Origin of the sequence: Bradyrhizobium jicamae, from assembly GCF_018130695.1 — a bacterium.
GTDB lineage: Bacteria > Pseudomonadota > Alphaproteobacteria > Rhizobiales > Xanthobacteraceae > Bradyrhizobium > Bradyrhizobium jicamae_B.
On the sequence record NZ_JAFCJX010000020.1, the window covers coordinates 119,917 to 138,100 of the forward strand.

Below are 18,184 nucleotides of genomic sequence, written 5' to 3' on the forward strand. Positions count from 1 at the left end.
TCACCTTCAAAAGGTGAATGCCAAACCTATGCCGGAATTACCCGAAGTCGAGACCGTCCGCCGCGGCCTGCAACCGGCCATGGAAGGGGCAAAGATCGTCAAGGCCGAAGCTCGCCGAAAAGATCTGCGGTTTCCCTTTCAAAAAGACTTTATCGCCCGGCTCGAGGGCCAGACCGTCACCGGGCTCGGCCGCCGCGCCAAATATCTGATGGCGGACCTCACCTCCGGTGACGTGCTGCTGATGCATCTGGGCATGTCCGGCTCGTTCCGCGTGCTGAAGGGCGACGGCAAGTCGACGCCGGGCGAATTCCATTATCCGCGCAGCGAGGATCGCGCGCATGACCATGTGGTGTTTCACATGTCGTCGGGCTCAGCCGTCATCTTCAACGACCCGCGCCGCTTCGGCTACATGAAGATCATTGCGCGCAACGCGCTGGATGAAGAACCGCTTCTGAAGGATCTCGGCCCCGAGCCGCTCGGCAACGAGTTCGATGCGACGATGCTGGCACGCGCCTGTCACAACAAGAAGACCAGCCTGAAGGCTGCGCTGCTCGACCAGCGCGTCGTCGCGGGCCTCGGCAACATCTATGTCTGCGAGGCGCTGTTTCGCGCGCATCTCTCACCGCGTCGATTGGCCGCGACGCTCGCGACCAAGAAGGCCGAGCCGACCGATCATGCGAAGCGCTTGGTCGAAGCGATCCACGCCGTGCTCAACGCCGCGATCAAGGCCGGTGGCTCCTCGATCTCGGATCATCGGCTGACCACGGGCGAGATGGGCTATTTCCAGCACTCGTTCCAGGTCTACGATCGCGAGGGCGAGACATGCCGCACGCCGCGCTGCGGCGGCATCGTCAAGCGCTTCACCCAGAACGGCCGTTCAACGTTCTGGTGTCCGAAGTGCCAGAAGTAGCGCGATGGATACGCCGGCACCGACCGGCATCGCGGATGTCTTGGCGGACTGGTGGCGTCTCGTTGAGATAGGTTTACTTGCGGACGCAGATCACACGGACGACAGCGGCCTTGGCATCAGATGATCCGCCTGCAGCGGTCACGTCTCGCGCTTTGAGGAAATCGCGCACGGTGTTGGCCGACACCAGCGTCGCCTGTGCGGCCGGCGCAGCATTCGCAGGCCCCGCGACCAGCACCGGCTTCAGCAAGGCGATGCCGGCGAACTTGCCATCATTGTCGAGCGCAGCAGCGCCGGAGAAGCCGATCGCCGGTGGCGGCGACAACGCGGTATCGATGCCGGCCTGCGCAATCGAGGCCTTGACGGTGCTTGCGGCCGCGCCGCCGCCCTGGCTGTGCGGATCGGCTATGCCGGTGACGTCCAGCGCAGTCTTCGTGCTGCCTCCTGCAAGAGTGAGCGGCTTCAAGGCGCGTGCGCCGTAGATGCGCAGCAGCGCGAGGTCATGCTCCTTGTCTTCGGCGACGCGGTCGGCATTGCCATAGCCCGGGATCGTCAGCGCGAGGCAGTCATCGGTCACGATGCGGTCCGTGACGATGGCGCCGTCCTCGCTCACCACGACGCCGGTGCCGTATTCCACCATCTTGCGCGGTGGTGGACCGGCAACAGGGCCCGATGGAAACGCGGTGAACGCGCTCGACATCGCGATCACGACCGGCTCAACGGTATTTTCCATCGCCTGGTCGTAGAGGATGGTGAGGATACGTACCTCGTCGCCCTTGAGGGTGCCGCGCAGATAAAACTTCTTCAGGCCCTGCAGGCCCGACAGCACGAAGAAGTCCGGCTTCACCACCGTGTAGTCGACGGTGCGGCCGGCGGCCTTCTTTTCGCGATCGGCGAGCTTTGCGGTGGTTGGGCCCGCCTCCTTGGACCGCGTCAGCAGAACCTGGACGGTGCCTGTCGGCGACGTCCATCGCGCGCCGTTGGCGTCGCTGGTGAGTTGCGGCACCAGCTTGGTCGGAATGCCCAGTCGCGCGCCGGTGGCAGGCTCGGTGACGATCTTCCAGCCGACACTGTCCTGCCATTTCCGCGCGGTGTCGGCGAGCGCGCCGCGCTCCTGCGGATTGAGCACACCGGTCGGCTTGCCGCCGCGGTTCTTCTGGAATTCCTTGATCGCGTTGACCATGCGCTCGCTGACGTCACCGGTGATGGCGCCGTTGTATTCGCCGACCCAGGCGAGGTCGGATTGCAGCGCCAGCCGCTCGGTCTGCGCCATCGCATTGGCGGTATCCTCGGGCTTCTGCAGCGCGGGGCGGATCGGAACGGTGGTGACGGTCTTGGGCTTGGTCCCGCCGGTCGCCGGCGGCGTCATCTGGGCCTGCGCGGTGCTCATGGCGGCCAGCATCGTGACCGCAAGCAACGATGTTGCCGAAAGCATCAATCTCATGACAAATCCGGGGGGATCAGGGCCATTGACGTCCACGCAATTAAGCACATCTGCTTGGTCGGCAACAACCGTGCCCCGGTTCAGGTTCTCAGACCCTCATCCTGAGGAGCGGCGCAAGCCGCGTCTCGAAGGACGAGGCCACGGACGGGGCCGCATGGTTCGAGACGCGCGTTCCGCGCTCCTCACCATGAGGGTCGAGAGTTAAGGACTGACAAGACGATGCTGAGTGCCGACGAACTCGAACGCTATGCCCGCCACATCGTGCTGCGCGACGTCGGCGGCCCCGGGCAGAAGGCACTGAAGGAAGCTTCCGTGCTGGTGATCGGCGCCGGCGGGCTCGGCGCACCCGCGCTGATGTATCTGGCGGCGGCTGGTGTCGGCACGCTCGGCGTGGTCGATGACGACATCGTCTCGCTGTCCAATTTGCAGCGCCAGGTGATCCATACGACGCCCGACATCGGCAAGCGCAAGGTCGACAGCGCCGCCGAGCAGATCCACGCGCTCAATCCGCATGTCCATTTCGAGGCGCATGCGGCGCGGCTCGATGCGAAGAATGCGATGGCGCTGATCTCGGGTTACGATCTCGTGCTCGATGGTTCCGACAATTTCGAGACCCGCTATCTGGTCTCCGATGCCTGCTTCCTCGCCGGCAAACCATTGATCACCGCGGCGCTCGGCCAGTTCGACGGCTCGCTGACCACGATCCGCGCCCATGAGACCAATGAGAAGGGCGAGTTCAATCCGACCTATCGCTGCCTGTTCCCCGAAGCGCCGCCGCCGGGCACGGTGCCGGCCTGCGCGGAGGCCGGCGTGATGGGCGCGCTCGCCGGGATTCTCGGCTCGATGATGGCGCTGGAGGCGATCCGCGAGATCGTCGGGTTTGGCGAGAGCCTGGTCGGGCGCCTGCTGATGGTCGATGCGCGCGCGATGCGGTTCGAGACGCTGCGTTACGCGCGCGATCCGCAGAATCCGCTCAATGGTGATGCGCCTGCGATCACCGATTTGAGCGGACACGCGCTTTAGCTTTTGGGCATGATCTTTTCGGAAAACCGCTTCACACTTTTCCGGATCATGCTCTAATCAGAGTCCGCGATCTGCTTCTCGAAGTCGGATGCATTCGGGATGTCCGTCATCACCTGCGGGCAGCGGAAGCACGCTTCCTTGCCTTCCTGACGGAACCAGCGGCAGGTCGAGCGGATCTGGCAGGCGGGCAGTGCGTTGACGACTGCCGGGACGCCGGCAACGATTCGCTGTGCCAGAGCGCAGGAGTTGTCCTTGAAATGCTTGCAGCCGCCGTTGGCGCAGGGCGCCGCAATGCGGAAAAGTTCGGTGGGCTTCGCGGGTCCCGAGAGGGACAGCAGCTTCTCGGTCACCGGCAGAGCTTCGGTGAGATAGCCGACCCGATGCTCTTCCGGCGTGCCGGTCATCACGCCAAAGATGCGGGCGCCGTCGGCATTCGCCGGTGCGCTGGGACAGTCGATCTGCTTGCGTGGTTCGTCGGACATGAAACCCTCTATTTCGCTGCTGGTGCAGTGTGAGCTGCCTCTGAATGAAAAGGCGTCCGAGGCGACGTCCGGCGCGCTATGTGCCGAACGCCATCCCGTCTCTGCGATGACGCTGAGTTCACTTCATCGTTGAGAGAGCCTGCAGCGCAGAAAGAGGGCTGGAAGGCTCCACCGGGTAGAGACCCCAGATGGTGCCCGTGCCGATCTTTATGCTTGCATTCGCACTTTCGGTGAGCTTCACCGCGAACCCGGCTGCGACGGTTTCGAGCTGATCCGGGGTGAGCCGGACCGGCGCTTCGAGGGTCTCATCGACCGACTGTAGGGACTTCGCTTCGGATTTCTTCATCTGTCCATCTCCTGTCGCGAGGCGAAGGGGTCATCCGCTTCGACTGCGCAGGGACGTTAAGGACGGACGGGACGAGGTACCGTGATGTTTCTCACGGAAAAGAAGTTGGCGCACCGGCCTCATGGAGAGCCGGTGCGTGATCTGCGCCACTCAGGACGCCGGCTTTTCACTGTCCATGTGCTTGAGATGCTCTTCCGGATAGCGCCCGCCCGAGGCAACGCCGGGCGGAAACGCTCTTGCCAGTGCGACGAGATGCGCATCCGCCAGCTTCACGTCGAGCGCGCCAAGCGCTTCGGTCAGCCGCTCGCGCCGCCGTGCGCCGACCAGCGGCACGATGTCCTTGCCCTGTGCCGCGACCCAGGAGATCGCCACCTGCGCCGGCGAGGCGCCGACCTCGGCGGCGATGGCGCGCAGCCGATCGGCAAGCGCGAGGTTGGCGTCGATATTGCCGGCCTGGAAGCGCGGGCTGAGCAGGCGGAAATCCTTTGCTTCTGCGCGGTCCTTCGACCAATGGCCGCTGATCAGCCCGCGCGCCAGCACGCCATAGGCCGTGATGCCGATGCCGAGCTCGCGGCAGGTTTTCAGGATGTCGCTCTCGATGCCGCGCGAGATCAGCGAGTATTCGATCTGCAGATCGGCGATCGGATGCACGGCGTGCGCGCGGCGGATGGTCTCGGAGCCGACCTCGGAGAGGCCGATGTGACGGATCCAGCCGGCCTTGATCATATCGGCCATCGCGCCAATCGTCTCCTCGATGGGAACGCCGGGATCGAGCCGCGCCGGACGATAGATGTCGATGTGATCGACACGCAGCCGCTGCAGCGAATAGGCGACGAAATTCTTCACCGCGGCCGGCCGACTGTCATAGCCGAGAAATCCGCGTTGCGGATCGCGCAGCGCGCCGAACTTGACGCTGATCCGCAGATTGTCGCGGTTGCGGCCAGCGAGCGCCTCGCCGATCAGCATCTCGTTGTGGCCCATGCCGTAGAAATCGCCGGTGTCGAGCAGCGTGATGCCGGCCTCGAGCGCGGCGTGGATGGTGGCGATGCTCTCGCTGCGATCGGTTGGTCCGTAGAAATCCGACATGCCCATGCAGCCGAGGCCGAGTGTCGAGACGACGGGGCCGGTGGAACCGAGTTTGCGCGCGTCCATGATTGTTCTCCGCGAAAGGCGAGCTGAAGCGTCGCCGAAAGCCGAGGCGGATATGCGCCGTTTTGATTGCAGCGATAAGCTGGACAATCATGAATAGCGTGTTCTATATGCCGAACAATGCAAGATTTTGACCTTCGCGATCTCGATGCCTTCGTGGCGGTGGCGCGCACGCGCAATTTTCGCCGTGCCGCGGTGGAGCAGGGCGTCTCCGTCTCCAGCCTCAGCCAGCGCCTGCGCGACATGGAGGAGCGGCTCGGCGTCCGCCTGATGAACCGCACCACCCGCAGCGTCGCGTTGACCGAGGCCGGCGAGCTGCTGCTCGCGCGCGTCGGGCCGGCGATGGCCGATGTCGCGGGCGCGCTCGACCAGGTGCGCGGCTTGCGCGACGTGCCGTCGGGCCGGTTGCGCATCAACGCGCCGCCGCCGGCGATCGATTTGGTGCTGGCGCCGATGATCGCGCCGTTCCTCGCCAAGCATCCGCAGATCGATCTGGAGATCGTCGCTGACAGCGCCTTCGTGGACATCGTCGCCCAAGGCTTTGATGCCGGCGTCCGCTATGGCGAGCATCTGGCGCAGGACATGATCGCGGTGTCGCTCGGCGCGCCGCAACGCTACGCCGTGGTGGCCTCGAGCGCGTATGTGGCCAAGCACGGCCGCCCCAAGCATCCGAAGGAATTGCTCGACTATCCCTGTATCCGCACCCGCTTCGGCAGCGGTGCGATGCTGGACTGGGAGTTCGAGAAGAACGGTCGTGTCGTGAAAGTGTCGCCGCCGGCCAAGCTGGTCGCGACTTATCTCGGGCTCGCGCTGCGCGCTGTCCATGACAGCGTCGGCTACTGGCTGACCTTCGAGGGCTATGTGCGCTACGGCCTGAAATCCGGCGCGCTGGTCAGCGTGCTCGACGACTGGCTGCCGCCGTTTCCGGGACCGTTCTTGTACTATCCGAGCCGGCGCCAGCCGCCGCCGGCGCTTGCCGCGTTCGTGGCATTCGTCGCCGATTGGCGCAAGCAGGCGGGGCGGAAGCGCAAGTAGCGACGCATTGGCTCCATCGGTGCTCTTCCCCTTCCCCCTGAAAGAGGGAAGGTCGGGATGGGGGTCAGCCGCAGGCGATGCTATATGCGGAGAGAGCAGATCCCCACCCGCTTTGCTCTGTCGAGCAAAGCGACCTCCCCTTTTCAAGGGGAGGTTGGCGTTACCGCATGCTCGGCAGGACGTCTACTTTGCATGGTGTTGTTTTCGCTTTTTTGGTTCGGCCCGCGTCGCCGCGCTTACAGCATGCTCGGCAGGACGCGATCCGGCGGCTTGTGGGCGTCGAGGAAGGTGCGGATATTGATGATCACCTTCTCGCCCATCTCGACACGGCCTTCGATGGTGGCCGAGCCCATGTGCGGCAGCAAGGTCACCTTGCCGGCCTTGGCGAGTCGCACCAGCTTCGGATTCACCGCGGGCTCGTGCTCGTAGACGTCGAGCGCGGCGCCGCCGATCTCGCCGGCTTCGATCAGCTTGATCAGCGTGTCCTCGTCGATCACCTCGCCGCGCGCGGTGTTGACGACATAGGCCTCTTTCCGGATCAGCTTCAGCCGCCGCGCCGAGAGCAGATGGAAGGTCGCCGGCGTGTGCGGGCAGTTCACCGAGATGATGTCCATCCGCGCCAGCATCTGGTCAAGGCTTTCCCAGTAGGTGGCGCCGAGCTCTTCGGCGATCTTCGGGGCCACCGGGCGGCGGTTGTGATAGTGGATCTGCAGGCCGAAGGCGCGGGCGCGGCGCGCCACGGCCTGGCCGATTCGGCCCATGCCGATGATGCCGAGCCGCTTGCCGCCGATGCGGTGGCCGAGCATCCAGGTCGGCGACCAGCCCGCCCAGTTCTTGCCGTCGGTCAGGATCGAGGCGCCCTCGATCAGCCGGCGCGGCACCGCAAGGATCAGCGCCATGGTCATGTCGGCGGTGTCCTCGGTCAGAACCTTCGGCGTGTTTGTCACGGTGATGCCGCGCGCATGCGCCGCCGCGACGTCGATATTGTCGACGCCGTTGCCGAAATTGGCGATCATCTTCAGCTTGCAATCGGGTTGATTGAGCACATCCTCGCGGATCATGTCCGTTACCGTCGGCACCAGCACGTCGGCGGTGCGCACGGCTTCGGCGATCTGCTCGGGGGTCATCGGCGTGTCTTCGAGATTGAGCCGCGCGTCGAACAGCTCACGCATCCGGGTCTCGATCGAGTCCGGCAGCTTGCGGGTAACGACGACGAGAGGCTTTTTCTTCACCGACATGTCCTGCTCTCATGAGGTGCGCGGCTGGCGTCAATGTCCGCGCCGTTCAGTCCTCATTAACCGGGTTGTTCGACACTGAGGATGGCCGCGCTCACCCGGCTATTCCTTCGCGTTTCCCAGGGTTCCCCGATACTTACCCCGGATTGGCAAGGGAAAATTCGGGCGTCTTGGTTCTCAAGCGTTCCGTCCTCTCTAGCAGAAGGCCGGGCCAAGACAAGAACCCCTCGGAACGACAGGTCCGGGGGCGGCGGCCACGGGGATTTGGGATTGCGGCGTTTGGTTTGAGGGCAACTCGCAGAATTCGAGTTGGTATCTCGGCAGGAGACGAGTTGTGATGGCGTTGGGGCGTTTTTGTGCGTTGGCGGCACTGGTCGGGTGCATGCTGGGTGCGTCGGTGACGACGAGCCATTCGGCCAAGGATGCGAGCCCCACCACCAGCGGATTGCCGATCCCGCGCTATGTCAGCCTGAAATCCGACCATGTGAACGTCCGTGCCGGTCCAACCAAGGACAATGACGTCGCCTGGGTCTACACCCGCTCCGGCCTGCCGGTCGAAATCACCGCCGAATTCGAGAACTGGCGCCGGGTGCGCGATTCCGAAGGCGCGGAAGGCTGGGTCTATCACTCCCTGCTGTCGGGCCGCCGCACGGCGGTGGTCACGATGAAGAACAAGGACGATCTCGCTTTGATCTACGATCGCCCTGACCTGACCAGTGCTGTCGCAGCAAAGCTGCAGGCCGGTGTCGTCGCGCAGGTCAAGAAGTGCACCAACAGCTGGTGCCGCGTCATCGGCAACGGCTTTGACGGCTGGATCGAGCAGCAGCGCCTGTGGGGCGTCTACGCCGACGAGAAGGTGGATTGACGCGCAGAATCGTAGGGTGGGTTAGGCGAAGCCGTAACCCACCATCTTCTCCATCCACGCGCGTCATCGTGTGTTGAAGCACCGCCGGTGGGTTACGGCTTCGCCTAACCCACCCTACAAATCCCCAAAACGACAATGGCCGGGACGAGCCCGGCCACAATCAAATTCAGCTTGTAATGCCGATCAGCGCTTCTTGCGCAGCCGCACGACCATGTCGACGCGGGCGATCTCGTAGCCTTCGGGCACGTCGGGCATCCGCGACAGCACGAGGTTCGGGTCGGGGATGTCGACCAGCTCGTGATTGTGCTCGAGATAGAAGTGGTGGTGCGCCGACACGTTGGTGTCGAAATAGGTCTTGGTGCCGTCGACGCTGACCTGGCGCAAAAGACCGGCATCGGTGAGCTGGTTCAGCGTGTTGTAGACGGTCGCCAGCGACACCGGAACCTTGGCCAGCGTGGCTTCCTCGTAGAGCATTTCCGCGGTCAGATGGCGGGCGCCCTTGCCGAACAGCAGCCAGCCCAGCGCCATGCGCTGACGGGTCGGCCGCAGGCCAGCCGCCTGCAACATCTCGTTGACGTCATGCCACGGGCAGCCGGTCAGGGCCGGGTGATGCCCGGCACCCCGGGCCGCCGGGTGCACGTCGTCGTTCGAAACCGGTACTTCGTCAGTCATATCCACTCTATGCACGAAACTCGGGCGATATTCCCCAACAAATATAAAAAGACCCTCTATCAGATGCAAGTTTTTCGCAACTAGAACGGCTCCAAGGTAAACTGGAACCCCATGGAGACACGTTGATTTATCCCCTGAATGCCGCTTTGCCGGCTTATGAGGCCTATGTTAGAGAGCGCGCGGACCACATATGCGTGAACAGCAGGGCGTTGGCCTTTGGGGCGCCCTAGGTTGCGCCAAGGTACGGGACAGGAAGGTTCCGCGGGAAAACGGGTCCGATCAGGCACATGACACTTCCGCGCATGGCGCTGCATCGGGACATTTGAGAGGCTGATAGGGATGCTGGACCGGCGCAACGGTTACGAATACGAGGATCTGCTGGCGTGCGCGCGGGGCGAAATGTTCGGCCCCGGCAACGCCCAGTTGCCGCTGCCGCCGATGCTGATGTTCGACCGCATCAGCGAGATCTCGGACACCGGCGGCGAGTTCGGCAAGGGCGTGGTGCATGCCGAGCTCGACGTCAAACCGGACCTCTGGTTCTTCAATTGCCATTTCAAGAATGACCCGGTGATGCCGGGCTGCCTCGGCCTCGACGCCATGTGGCAAATGGTCGGCTTCTATCTCGGCTGGACCGGCGGGCAAGGTCGCGGCCGCGCGCTGGGCCTCGGCGAACTGAAGTTCTCCGGCCAGGTGCTGCCGCATGTGCGTAAGGTCGTCTATCACATCGACATCAAGCGCGTGATGCGCTCAAAGCTTGTGCTTGGAATTGCCGACGGCTGGCTTTCCATGGACGGCGAGATTATTTATCGCGCCAAGGATCTGAAGGTTGGCTTGTTCAAGCAGGGCACCGAGCCCTCTTGAGCGAGACATGACGGCCAGGCAAAACGATAGGGCGAGGCGAACATGAGGCGGGTTGTCATCACGGGGATGGGGATTGTCTCGTCCATCGGAAACAACACCCAGGAAGTGCTGTCGAGCCTGTACGAGGCGAAGTCCGGCATCACGCGCGCCGAGAAGCACGCCGAGCTCGGTTTCCGCTCGCAGGTGCAGGGTGCGCCGACGCTCAACCCGGCCGAGGTGATCGATCGCCGCGCCATGCGCTTCCTCGCCGAGGGCGCGGCCTGGAATCACGTCGCGATGGAGCAGGCGATCCGCGATTCCGGCCTCGAGCCCGACCAGGTCTCCAACGTCCGCACCGGAATCATCATGGGATCGGGCGGCCCGTCGACCCGCACCCTGGTCGAAGCTGCCGACATTGCGCGCAGCAAGGGCCCCAAACGTGTTGGCCCGTTCGCGGTGCCGAAAGGCATGTCGTCGACCGCATCCGCGACGCTCGCGACCTGGTTCAAGATCAAGGGCGTGAACTATTCGATCTCGTCGGCCTGCGCGACCTCGAACCATTGCATCGGCAATGCCTATGAGACGATCCAGATTGGCAAGCAGGATGTGATCTTCGCCGGCGGCTGCGAGGAGCTCGACTGGACGCTGTCGGTGCTGTTTGACGCGATGGGCGCGATGTCCTCGAAATACAACGACACCCCGTCGACGGCGTCGCGGCCCTACGACCTCAACCGCGACGGTTTCGTGATCGCCGGCGGCGCCGGCGTGCTGGTGCTGGAAGAGCTCGAGCATGCCCGCGCACGCGGCGCGCGCATCTATGGTGAGATCGTCGGTTATGGCGCGACCTCGGACGGCTACGACATGGTCGCCCCGTCGGGTGAGGGCGCCGAGCGCTGCATGCGCATGGCGCTGTCGACCGTGAAGGGCCCGATCGATTACATCAACCCGCACGCGACCTCGACACCGGCCGGCGATCCCCCGGAGATCGAGGCGATCCGCAAGGTGTTCGGCACCGGCGACAAGTGCCCGCCGATCTCGGCGACCAAGGCGCTGACCGGCCACTCGCTCGGCGCCACCGGCGTGCAGGAAGCGATCTACTCGCTGTTGATGCTCAACAACGGCTTCATCTGCGAGAGCGCGCACATCACCGAGCTCGATCCGGTGTTTGCGGACATGCCGATCGTGCGCAAGCGCATCGACAACGCCAAGCTCAACACCGTGCTGTCGAACTCGTTCGGCTTCGGCGGCACCAACGCGACGCTGGTGTTCCAGCGGCTGGATGCGTGATTGATTAGCATGATCCGGAAAAGTGTGAAGCGGTTTTCCGAAAGAGATCATGCGCAAACAAAGTACTGAGACGGAGTGGGCATGATTATCGAACCGCGCGTGCGAGGCTTCATCTGCACGACGGCACACCCCGTCGGCTGCGCCACCAATGTCCGTGAGCAGATCGCTTACGTGCTGCGCAACGGCCCCGTGGCGGACTTTCCCAAGCGCGTCGCCGTGCTCGGCTGCTCGACCGGCTACGGGCTCGCCAGCCGCATCGTCGCGACCTTCGCGGGCGGCGCCGACACGATCGGCGTCTCGCTGGAGCGCGAGCCCACGGCGACCAAGAGCGGCAGCGCCGGCTTCTACAACAACCGCGCCTTCGAGATCGAAGCGCAAAAGATCGGGCGTTCGCCCGTCACGCTGGAAGGCGACGCCTTCTCCGACGAGCTGAAGCAGGACTTCATCGCGCGCGTCCGCGAAAAGTTCGGCCAGCTCGATATGCTCGTCTACAGCATGGCGGCGCCGGTTCGCACGGATCCGGTCACCGGCAAGACGTATCGTTCCGCCATCAAGCCGCTTGGCGCGCCCGTCGAGATCAAGACCCTCAACACCGAAACCGGCGAGGTCTACGAGACCACGATTTCGCCGGCGAACGAGGATGAAGCCACCGCGACCGTCGCGGTGATGGGCGGCGAGGACTGGCAGCGCTGGATCGACCAGCTTGCCGATGCCGGCGTGCTGGCGCCGGGCTTCCGTACCCTCAACTACACCTATATCGGCAGCGAGCTGACCTGGCCGATCTACTGGAAGGGCACGCTCGGCCGCGCCAAGGTCGACCTCGACAACAAGGCGGAAGCGATCCGCGCGCGGCTCGGCGAAGACGCGGCGCGCGTGGTGGCGCTGAAGGCCGTGGTGACGCAGGCGAGCTCGGCTATCCCGGTGGTGCCGCTCTACGGCACCGTGCTGTTCAAGGTCATGAAGCAGCTCGGCCTGCATGAAGGCTGCATCGAGCAGATCGATCGCCTGTTCCGCACCCGCCTCGGCCGCGACGCGGAGGTCGACGATGCGAAGCGCCTGCGTGTCGACGATTGGGAGTTGTCGGCGGACGTCCAGAAGGAAGTGTCGCGCCGCTGGCCGCTGCTCACGACCGAAACGCTCGGCGAGCTCGCGGACCTTCCGGAATACAAGACCCAGTTCCTCCGCCTGTTCGGCTTCGGCATCGACGGCGTCGATTACGGCCAGGACGTCGATCCGCGCGTCGTGCCGGGTTGATCACCCGGCCGCGATCTTCTCCGCGCGCTGGAACGCCGGCCGCGCCATGCAGCGGGCGATATAGGCGTCGAATGACGGCCGCGCTGGAATCATCTTGAACAGCCGGACTGCGAAATTCAGTCCCGAGCCGATCACGATATCCGCGGCCGAGAAGGTCTCGCCGAGTATCCACGGTCCCTTGCTCAGGGCCACGTCGAGCACGTCGATCACCCGCTGCGCATCGCCCCAACCGGCTGCGACGGGGTTCATCTCGACCTTGGTTGCGATCTGCACCATCGCGGGCTCGATGCAGCCGGGGCCGAAGAACAGCCAGTAGAGATATTTTGCGCGCAGGGGATCGCCGAGCGGAGGCGCGAGTTTCGCCTCGGGATAGCGTTCGGCGACATAGGCTGCGATCGCGGCCGCTTCGGCGAGCGTTGCCTCACCATCCCTCAGCGCCGGCACCTTGCCCATCGGATTGATCGCGAGATATTCGATCTTGCGCTGCGCGCCGGTCGAGATGTCGATCAGCACGCGCTCATAGGGCTGCCCGGTCTCTTCCATCAGCCAGAGCGAGGAGAACGAACGCGAGCGCGGCGACCAATAGAGCTGCATCATGGCGGAACCTTTCATCGGCGTGGGATGAATAGCGCCTCGCTTTTTCGCGCGTCTTCAGCGCATTGGCAACGCACTATGTCTGGGCGAGCGCGCCGCGGCTCAGGCGGCATGTTGGTCAATCTCCCGTCGCGCCGCTCACTCGTCCTTGAGATAGCCCGGCAGTCTCCGATCGAGCTCCGCCGCAATCAATGTGCGGGTTCTTTCGCGCAACAGAGCACTCGATGATGCGGCTTCCGGAGGGGTGGGAAAGTCAGCGTTATCGAGCTTGTTGAGCGGATTCTCGGTCAGCCTCATGCCTTCTGCGAGATTGCTTCCGAAGTTCGCGAACGCACGGTTGACCCGCTCGTAGCTCCTGCCGTCGAGCAGTGTCAGCGAGATGTTGGCGAACAAATGCGAGTGCCGTAGCACCGATCCGAGGCCCTGGTTGTAGGTGCCGATGCCGTTGAGCTCCAGATTGGAGTTCTGCGGCCGCGACTTGAATTTGGTGACGACGAGATAGCGCTCGCAGTTCGAGCTAGTGGTGATGCTCTGAACGATCGCTGGTATGCCCTCGCGTGGGTCCGGCAAAAAGCGGGATTGCGGGTGATAGAACGGATCGAACGCGCCCCTGGCAAAGCTTATCTTCCGGACCCCGGGGTCGTTGCCGGTCGCCGCTCGGACCCGTGCGAAGACGAGGTCATCGAACCCCCAGTTGATCGGAACTTCAGTCCCCTCATACTCGAAGACGGTCACGCCGAATTTCTGGACCGCAAACTGGTCGCCGAGCACCGAGATCACACCGAGCCGGCAGGGGCCGGTCTCGACCGCGGCAGGCTGCTTCGCTGCCGGCTTGGCCTTCGGCGCGGCCTTCTTTGCTGCGGACTTGATGGGGGCGGATGCCGCGGGGGCGGGCTGTGTCGGGGGAGACTGGGCCCATCCTGCCGCGACGAACGATGACGCGAGGACGGCGGTGATGGCGAAACGGCGAGACATGACTGACGAATGAAAAGTTGATGCGGCGGGTGCGCCAAACTAGAGCGTGCGTCGGGCCTCCGCAAGGTGGGCCGTCGCTCAGCCTTTCGTCCAGCGATAGCATTTCATCATGAAGCCGGTGAGCGGGTTGAGCTCCTCCTTCTCGAACACAAAGCCCTCGCGCTCGTACCACCGCCAAGCCTTCTCGTTCTCGCGGACGCAGCGCAGCCGGATCTCGTCAGGCAAATGCTGCCGCGTGAAAGTGAGGAGCTGCCGGCCGAGGCTTTGGCCCTGATAGGCTGGCACGACCATGAGCTGGTCGAGGTAAGACTTCGACAGATGCAGCGCCAGCATGCCGGCGATCGTGCCGCGATCGTCGGCGACGAACAGCGTCCAGCCGTTCTCGATCTCGCGCGGCAGGCGCGCACGCAGATCGGCGAGCAGCTTGTCGCTCGCCTGTGACAGCCCGGTCGAGACCCAGCTCTCCATCCAGGCGCGGGCGATTTCGTCAAATTCGTCCGCACGAGCCGGCCGGATGATCGATGGCGGCATTAGAGCATGATCCGGAAAAGTGTGAAGCGGTTTTCCGAGAAGATCATGCTCAAACAAGAAGCTAAAGCGCGATGACGATTCAACCCAATCTCATCGCGCTTTAGCAGTCCCTCGGGTGCAAAAAGCCCCGCGATCGCTCGCGATGCTTTTCTCACTCAAGGCTACAGGATCGCCTTGCGGCCGCCGAGTCCTCTCGTCGAACTCAGACGCCGAGCGTTCCGGCCTTCGCCGCGGCATAGCGCTCGCCGACCGCCTTCCAGTTCACCGTATTCCACCAGGCCTTGAGATAGTCGGGCCGGCGGTTCTGGTAGGTCAAATAATAGGCGTGCTCCCAGACGTCATTGCCGAGCAGCGCGCGCTTGCCGTCCATGATCGGGTTGTCCTGGTTGGGGCGCGTCTCGATCGCGAGCTTGCCGTCCTTGGTGACGGTGACGAATACCCAGCCGGAGCCGAACACGCGGCCGCCCGCGGCGTTGAAGTCGGTCTGGAATTTCTCCATGCCGCCGAGATCGCGCTCGATCGCGGCCAGCACCTCACCCTCCGGCTTGCCGCCGCTCGGTCCCATGATCTGCCAGAACATGGTGTGATTGGCGTGGCCGCCGAGATTGTTGCGGACGCCGGTGCGGATCGCGTCCGGTACATTGCCGAGGTTGGCGAGCACGTCGGTGATCGGCTTCTCTGCGATCTGCGGATTGTCCTTGGCGAAGTTATTCAGATTCGTGACGTAGGCCTGGTGGTGCCGGTCGTGATGGATCTCCATCGTCTTGGCGTCGATATGCGGCTCCAGCGCGTTCGTCGCATAGGACAGCGGATCGATCTTGAACGGGCCGGTGGGCGGGGTGGTGGCCTGGGCGAAGACGAGGCGCGGCGCGGCTGCGACCGCGGCGAGACCAGCAGCGGCACTGAAGAATCCGCGACGGGACAATGAGGACATGAAACTTCTCCTGGCAGGTGACGGGACGATCCTGATCGGGCGAACGCTCGCGAGGGACTTAGGTTGAAATGCGAGATTCGACGAGATTGGTTTCATACCTACGGCGTTTGACGTTGCGACGTAAGCGCGCACGCATTGATCAAACCGAGAATTGATCAAGCAAACAAAAAGGGCGGCCTTTCAGCCGCCCTTCCTGATTTCGTTGTTCTGACCGCTTACTCGCCGGCCGCTTCGCGCGGCGCCGGAGCGTCAGCCTTCGGCTTGGCCTCGAGGTCCTCGCCGGTGGCCTGGTCGACCGCCTTCATCGACAGGCGGGTCTTGCCGCGGTCGTCGAAGCCGAGCAGCTTGACCTTGACCTTGTCGCCTTCCTTGACGACGTCGGAGGTCTTCTGCACGCGCGCAGAAGCGAGCTGGCTGATGTGGACCAGACCGTCCTTGGCGCCGAAGAAGTTCACGAAGGCGCCGAACTCCATCACCTTCACGACGGTGCCCTCGTAGATCTGGCCGACTTCCGGATCGGAGGCGATCGACTTGATCCACTTGATGGCGGCCTTCATGGCCTCGCCGTCGTTGGAGGCGACCTTCACGGTGCCGTCGTCCTCGATGTTGACCTTGGCGCCGGTCTTCTCGACGATCTCGCGGATCACCTTACCGCCGGTGCCGATCACTTCGCGGATCTTGTCGGTGGCGATCTTGAAGGTCTCGATGCGCGGCGCGTATTCGCCGAGCTCGGCGCGCGCCGCGGTCAGTGCCTTGGCCATCTCACCCAGGATATGGATGCGGCCGTCCTTGGCCTGCGCCAGCGCCACCTTCATGATCTCTTCGGTGATGCCCTCGATCTTGATGTCCATCTGGAGCGAGGTGATGCCGTGGTCGGTGCCGGCCACCTTGAAGTCCATGTCGCCGAGGTGATCCTCGTCGCCGAGGATGTCCGACAGGACCGCAAAGCGCGAACCTTCCAGGATCAGGCCCATCGCGATGCCCGCGGTCGGCCGCTTCAAGGGAACGCCCGCATCCATCAGCGCCAGCGAGGCGCCGCAGACCGAAGCCATCGACGAGGAGCCGTTGGATTCGGTGATCTCCGACACCACGCGCGTGGTGTAGGGGAATTCGTGATGCGGCGGCAGCACCGGGTGGATCGCGCGCCAGGCGAGCTTGCCGTGGCCGATCTCGCGGCGCTTGGTGCCGCCGAGGCGGCCGGTCTCACCGACCGAGTAGGGCGGGAAGTTGTAGTGCAGCAGGAACGTTTCCTTGTACGTTCCCGACAGCGCGTCGATGTACTGCTCGTCCTCGCCGGTGCCGAGCGTGGTCACGACCATCGCCTGGGTCTCACCGCGGGTGAACAGCGCCGAACCGTGAGCGCGCGGCAGCACGCCGACTTCGGCGACGATGTTGCGCACGGTCTTGCTGTCGCGGCCGTCGATGCGCTTGCCGGTGTCGAGGATGTTCCAGCGAACGATCTTGGCTTCGAGCTCCTTGAACACGCCGGCGACGCGCAGCTTGTCGTATTTCGGCTCCTGCCCTTCGGGGAAATAGTGAGCCATCACCTTTTCCTTGACCTTGCCGACCGCGGCGTAGCGATCCTGCTTGACCGGAATGGCGTAGGCGGCACGGAGGTCCTGCTCGGCGATGCCCAGCATCTCCTTTTCGATCTCCGAATTGTCGATCGTGGTAACCTCGCGCGGCTCCTTCGCGGCCTTCTCGGCGAGCTCGATGATCGCGTTGATGACCGGCTGGAAGTGGCGGTGGCCGAACATGACCGCGCCGAGCATCACGTCTTCGTTGAGCTCTTTCGCTTCCGATTCGACCATCAGCACGGCGTCGGCGGTGCCGGCGACGACCAGGTCGAGCTGGGTCTCGGTCATCTCGTCGAGCGTCGGATTGAGGATGAACTCGTCATTGGCGAAACCGACGCGGGCGGCGCCGATCGGGCCCTTGAACGGCGCGCCCGACAGGGTCAGCGCAGCCGAGGAGGCCACCAGCGCCACGATATCGGGATCGTTCTCCATGTCGTGCGACAGGACGGTTGCGATCACCTGGGTCTCGTTGCGCCAGCCGTCGACGAACAGCGGACGGATCGGGCGGTCGATCAGGCGGGAGACCAGCGTCTCCTTCTCGGTCGGACGACCTTCGCGCTTGAAATAGCCGCCGGGAATGCGGCCCGCCGCGTAGGTCTTTTCCTGATAATCGACGGTGAGCGGCAGGAAGTCGACGCCTTCGCGCGGCGCCTTCGCCGCAACGACGGTAGCGAGCACGACGGTCTCGCCATAGGTCGCGAGCACGGCGCCGTCGGCCTGACGCGCGATCTTGCCGGTCTCAAGCTTGAGGGGACGTCCACCCCAGTCGATCTCGACGGAATGCTTAGTGAACATTGCAGTTGTCTTTCATGGTTTCACGAAAGCACGGGGCCCAAAAACGCAAAGACCATGCGCAAGATGGCGAGACATCGATCGCAGCGCGATCGGCATCCGGCGATCCTGCCATGGTCATTGAATTTCGGATGGCGTCCATCCTTTCGGTCATCTGGGCATCTTGCCCCGTCCAGCTGCCGGATTGCTGCTGGACGCTAGTGTGCATGGCATTGTGGGCCATGCCATTGCGCATGATCGTC

Annotated in this window: 18 protein-coding genes; 7 read left to right on the forward strand and 11 right to left on the reverse strand. The window is 63.9% G+C overall.

Annotated features, from left to right (window positions below):
* The first annotated feature begins 28 nt into the window (after window positions 1–28).
* Window positions 29–910 carry a bifunctional DNA-formamidopyrimidine glycosylase/DNA-(apurinic or apyrimidinic site) lyase gene (gene mutM, locus JQ604_RS27140; RefSeq protein ID WP_212363738.1) on the forward strand — a complete coding sequence of 294 codons (882 nt, stop codon included), beginning with the start codon at window positions 29–31 and terminating at the stop codon, window positions 908–910.
* Between the two features lie 73 nt (window positions 911–983).
* Here mutM and JQ604_RS27145 read toward each other — a convergent pair whose 3' ends face one another.
* Entirely contained in the window at window positions 984–2,351 is a 1,368-nt protein-coding gene (locus JQ604_RS27145) for a serine protease (RefSeq protein WP_212363739.1), read from the reverse strand.
* Between the two features lie 219 nt (window positions 2,352–2,570).
* On the opposite strand from JQ604_RS27145, the gene JQ604_RS27150 reads away from it, so the two are divergent.
* Window positions 2,571–3,374: a HesA/MoeB/ThiF family protein gene (locus JQ604_RS27150; RefSeq protein WP_212363740.1), complete on the forward strand. Its 804-nt coding sequence runs from the start codon at window positions 2,571–2,573 to the stop codon at window positions 3,372–3,374.
* 53 nt (window positions 3,375–3,427) lie between these two features.
* On the opposite strand, the gene JQ604_RS27155 is transcribed toward JQ604_RS27150, so the two are convergent.
* The 3 genes from JQ604_RS27155 to JQ604_RS27165 all read right to left on the reverse strand — a co-directional run bounded on the left by JQ604_RS27155 (window position 3,428) and on the right by JQ604_RS27165 (window position 5,354).
* Window positions 3,428–3,856 (reverse strand): hypothetical protein, encoded by a 429-nt coding sequence (locus JQ604_RS27155; RefSeq protein WP_212363741.1) that lies wholly within the window; start codon window positions 3,854–3,856, stop codon window positions 3,428–3,430.
* Window positions 3,857–3,974: 118 nt separating this feature from the next.
* Complete coding sequence (locus tag JQ604_RS27160; protein WP_212363742.1) at window positions 3,975–4,202, reverse strand: hypothetical protein; 228 nt, start codon at window positions 4,200–4,202, stop codon at window positions 3,975–3,977.
* A gap of 150 nt (window positions 4,203–4,352) precedes the next feature.
* Window positions 4,353–5,354 carry an aldo/keto reductase gene (locus JQ604_RS27165; RefSeq protein WP_212363743.1) on the reverse strand — a complete coding sequence of 334 codons (1,002 nt, stop codon included), beginning with the start codon at window positions 5,352–5,354 and terminating at the stop codon, window positions 4,353–4,355.
* 117 nt (window positions 5,355–5,471) lie between these two features.
* On the opposite strand from JQ604_RS27165, the gene JQ604_RS27170 reads away from it, so the two are divergent.
* Window positions 5,472–6,386 (forward strand): LysR family transcriptional regulator, encoded by a 915-nt coding sequence (locus JQ604_RS27170; protein ID WP_212363744.1) that lies wholly within the window; start codon window positions 5,472–5,474, stop codon window positions 6,384–6,386.
* 236 nt (window positions 6,387–6,622) lie between these two features.
* Here the strand turns inward: JQ604_RS27170 and JQ604_RS27175 are convergent, their stop codons facing one another.
* A complete protein-coding gene (locus JQ604_RS27175) occupies window positions 6,623–7,624 on the reverse strand; it encodes a 2-hydroxyacid dehydrogenase (RefSeq protein ID WP_212363745.1) in 1,002 nt (333 codons plus the stop codon).
* Window positions 7,625–7,958: 334 nt separating this feature from the next.
* Here JQ604_RS27175 and JQ604_RS27180 point away from each other — a divergent pair, with 334 nt between their 5' ends.
* The gene (locus JQ604_RS27180) at window positions 7,959–8,486 is read left to right on the forward strand and encodes an SH3 domain-containing protein (RefSeq protein ID WP_212363746.1); all 528 of its coding nucleotides are present in this window, start codon (window positions 7,959–7,961) and stop codon (window positions 8,484–8,486) included.
* Between the two features lie 183 nt (window positions 8,487–8,669).
* Here JQ604_RS27180 and irrA read toward each other — a convergent pair whose 3' ends face one another.
* Window positions 8,670–9,158, reverse strand: coding sequence for an iron response transcriptional regulator IrrA (gene irrA / locus JQ604_RS27185; protein WP_283818035.1), 489 nt, complete (start codon window positions 9,156–9,158; stop codon window positions 8,670–8,672).
* 339 nt (window positions 9,159–9,497) lie between these two features.
* On the opposite strand from irrA, the gene fabA reads away from it, so the two are divergent.
* The 3 genes from fabA (at window position 9,498) to fabV (ending at window position 12,539) form a co-directional block, all read left to right on the forward strand.
* On the forward strand, window positions 9,498–10,019 hold the full coding sequence (fabA, locus tag JQ604_RS27190) for a 3-hydroxyacyl-[acyl-carrier-protein] dehydratase FabA (protein ID WP_212363747.1): 522 nt from the start codon (window positions 9,498–9,500) through the stop codon (window positions 10,017–10,019).
* 42 nt (window positions 10,020–10,061) lie between these two features.
* Window positions 10,062–11,285, forward strand: coding sequence for a beta-ketoacyl-ACP synthase I (fabB, locus tag JQ604_RS27195; RefSeq protein ID WP_212363748.1), 1,224 nt, complete (start codon window positions 10,062–10,064; stop codon window positions 11,283–11,285).
* Window positions 11,286–11,366: 81 nt separating this feature from the next.
* Complete coding sequence (gene fabV / locus JQ604_RS27200; RefSeq protein ID WP_212363749.1) at window positions 11,367–12,539, forward strand: enoyl-ACP reductase FabV; 1,173 nt, start codon at window positions 11,367–11,369, stop codon at window positions 12,537–12,539.
* Here the strand turns inward: fabV and JQ604_RS27205 are convergent, their stop codons facing one another.
* From JQ604_RS27205 to pnp, 5 genes are all read right to left on the reverse strand, one after another.
* The gene (locus JQ604_RS27205; protein WP_212363750.1) at window positions 12,540–13,136 is read right to left on the reverse strand and encodes a glutathione S-transferase family protein; all 597 of its coding nucleotides are present in this window, start codon (window positions 13,134–13,136) and stop codon (window positions 12,540–12,542) included.
* 135 nt (window positions 13,137–13,271) lie between these two features.
* On the reverse strand, window positions 13,272–14,108 hold the full coding sequence (locus JQ604_RS27210; protein ID WP_212363751.1) for a hypothetical protein: 837 nt from the start codon (window positions 14,106–14,108) through the stop codon (window positions 13,272–13,274).
* A 78-nt stretch (window positions 14,109–14,186) separates the two neighbouring features.
* Window positions 14,187–14,639, reverse strand: a complete 453-nt coding sequence (locus JQ604_RS27215; RefSeq protein WP_212363752.1) for a GNAT family N-acetyltransferase — start codon at window positions 14,637–14,639, stop codon at window positions 14,187–14,189.
* A 202-nt stretch (window positions 14,640–14,841) separates the two neighbouring features.
* Complete coding sequence (locus JQ604_RS27220) at window positions 14,842–15,573, reverse strand: superoxide dismutase (RefSeq protein WP_212363753.1); 732 nt, start codon at window positions 15,571–15,573, stop codon at window positions 14,842–14,844.
* 215 nt (window positions 15,574–15,788) lie between these two features.
* Window positions 15,789–17,945, reverse strand: a complete 2,157-nt coding sequence (gene pnp / locus JQ604_RS27225; RefSeq protein WP_212363754.1) for a polyribonucleotide nucleotidyltransferase — start codon at window positions 17,943–17,945, stop codon at window positions 15,789–15,791.
* Window positions 17,946–18,184: the final 239 nt, after the last annotated feature.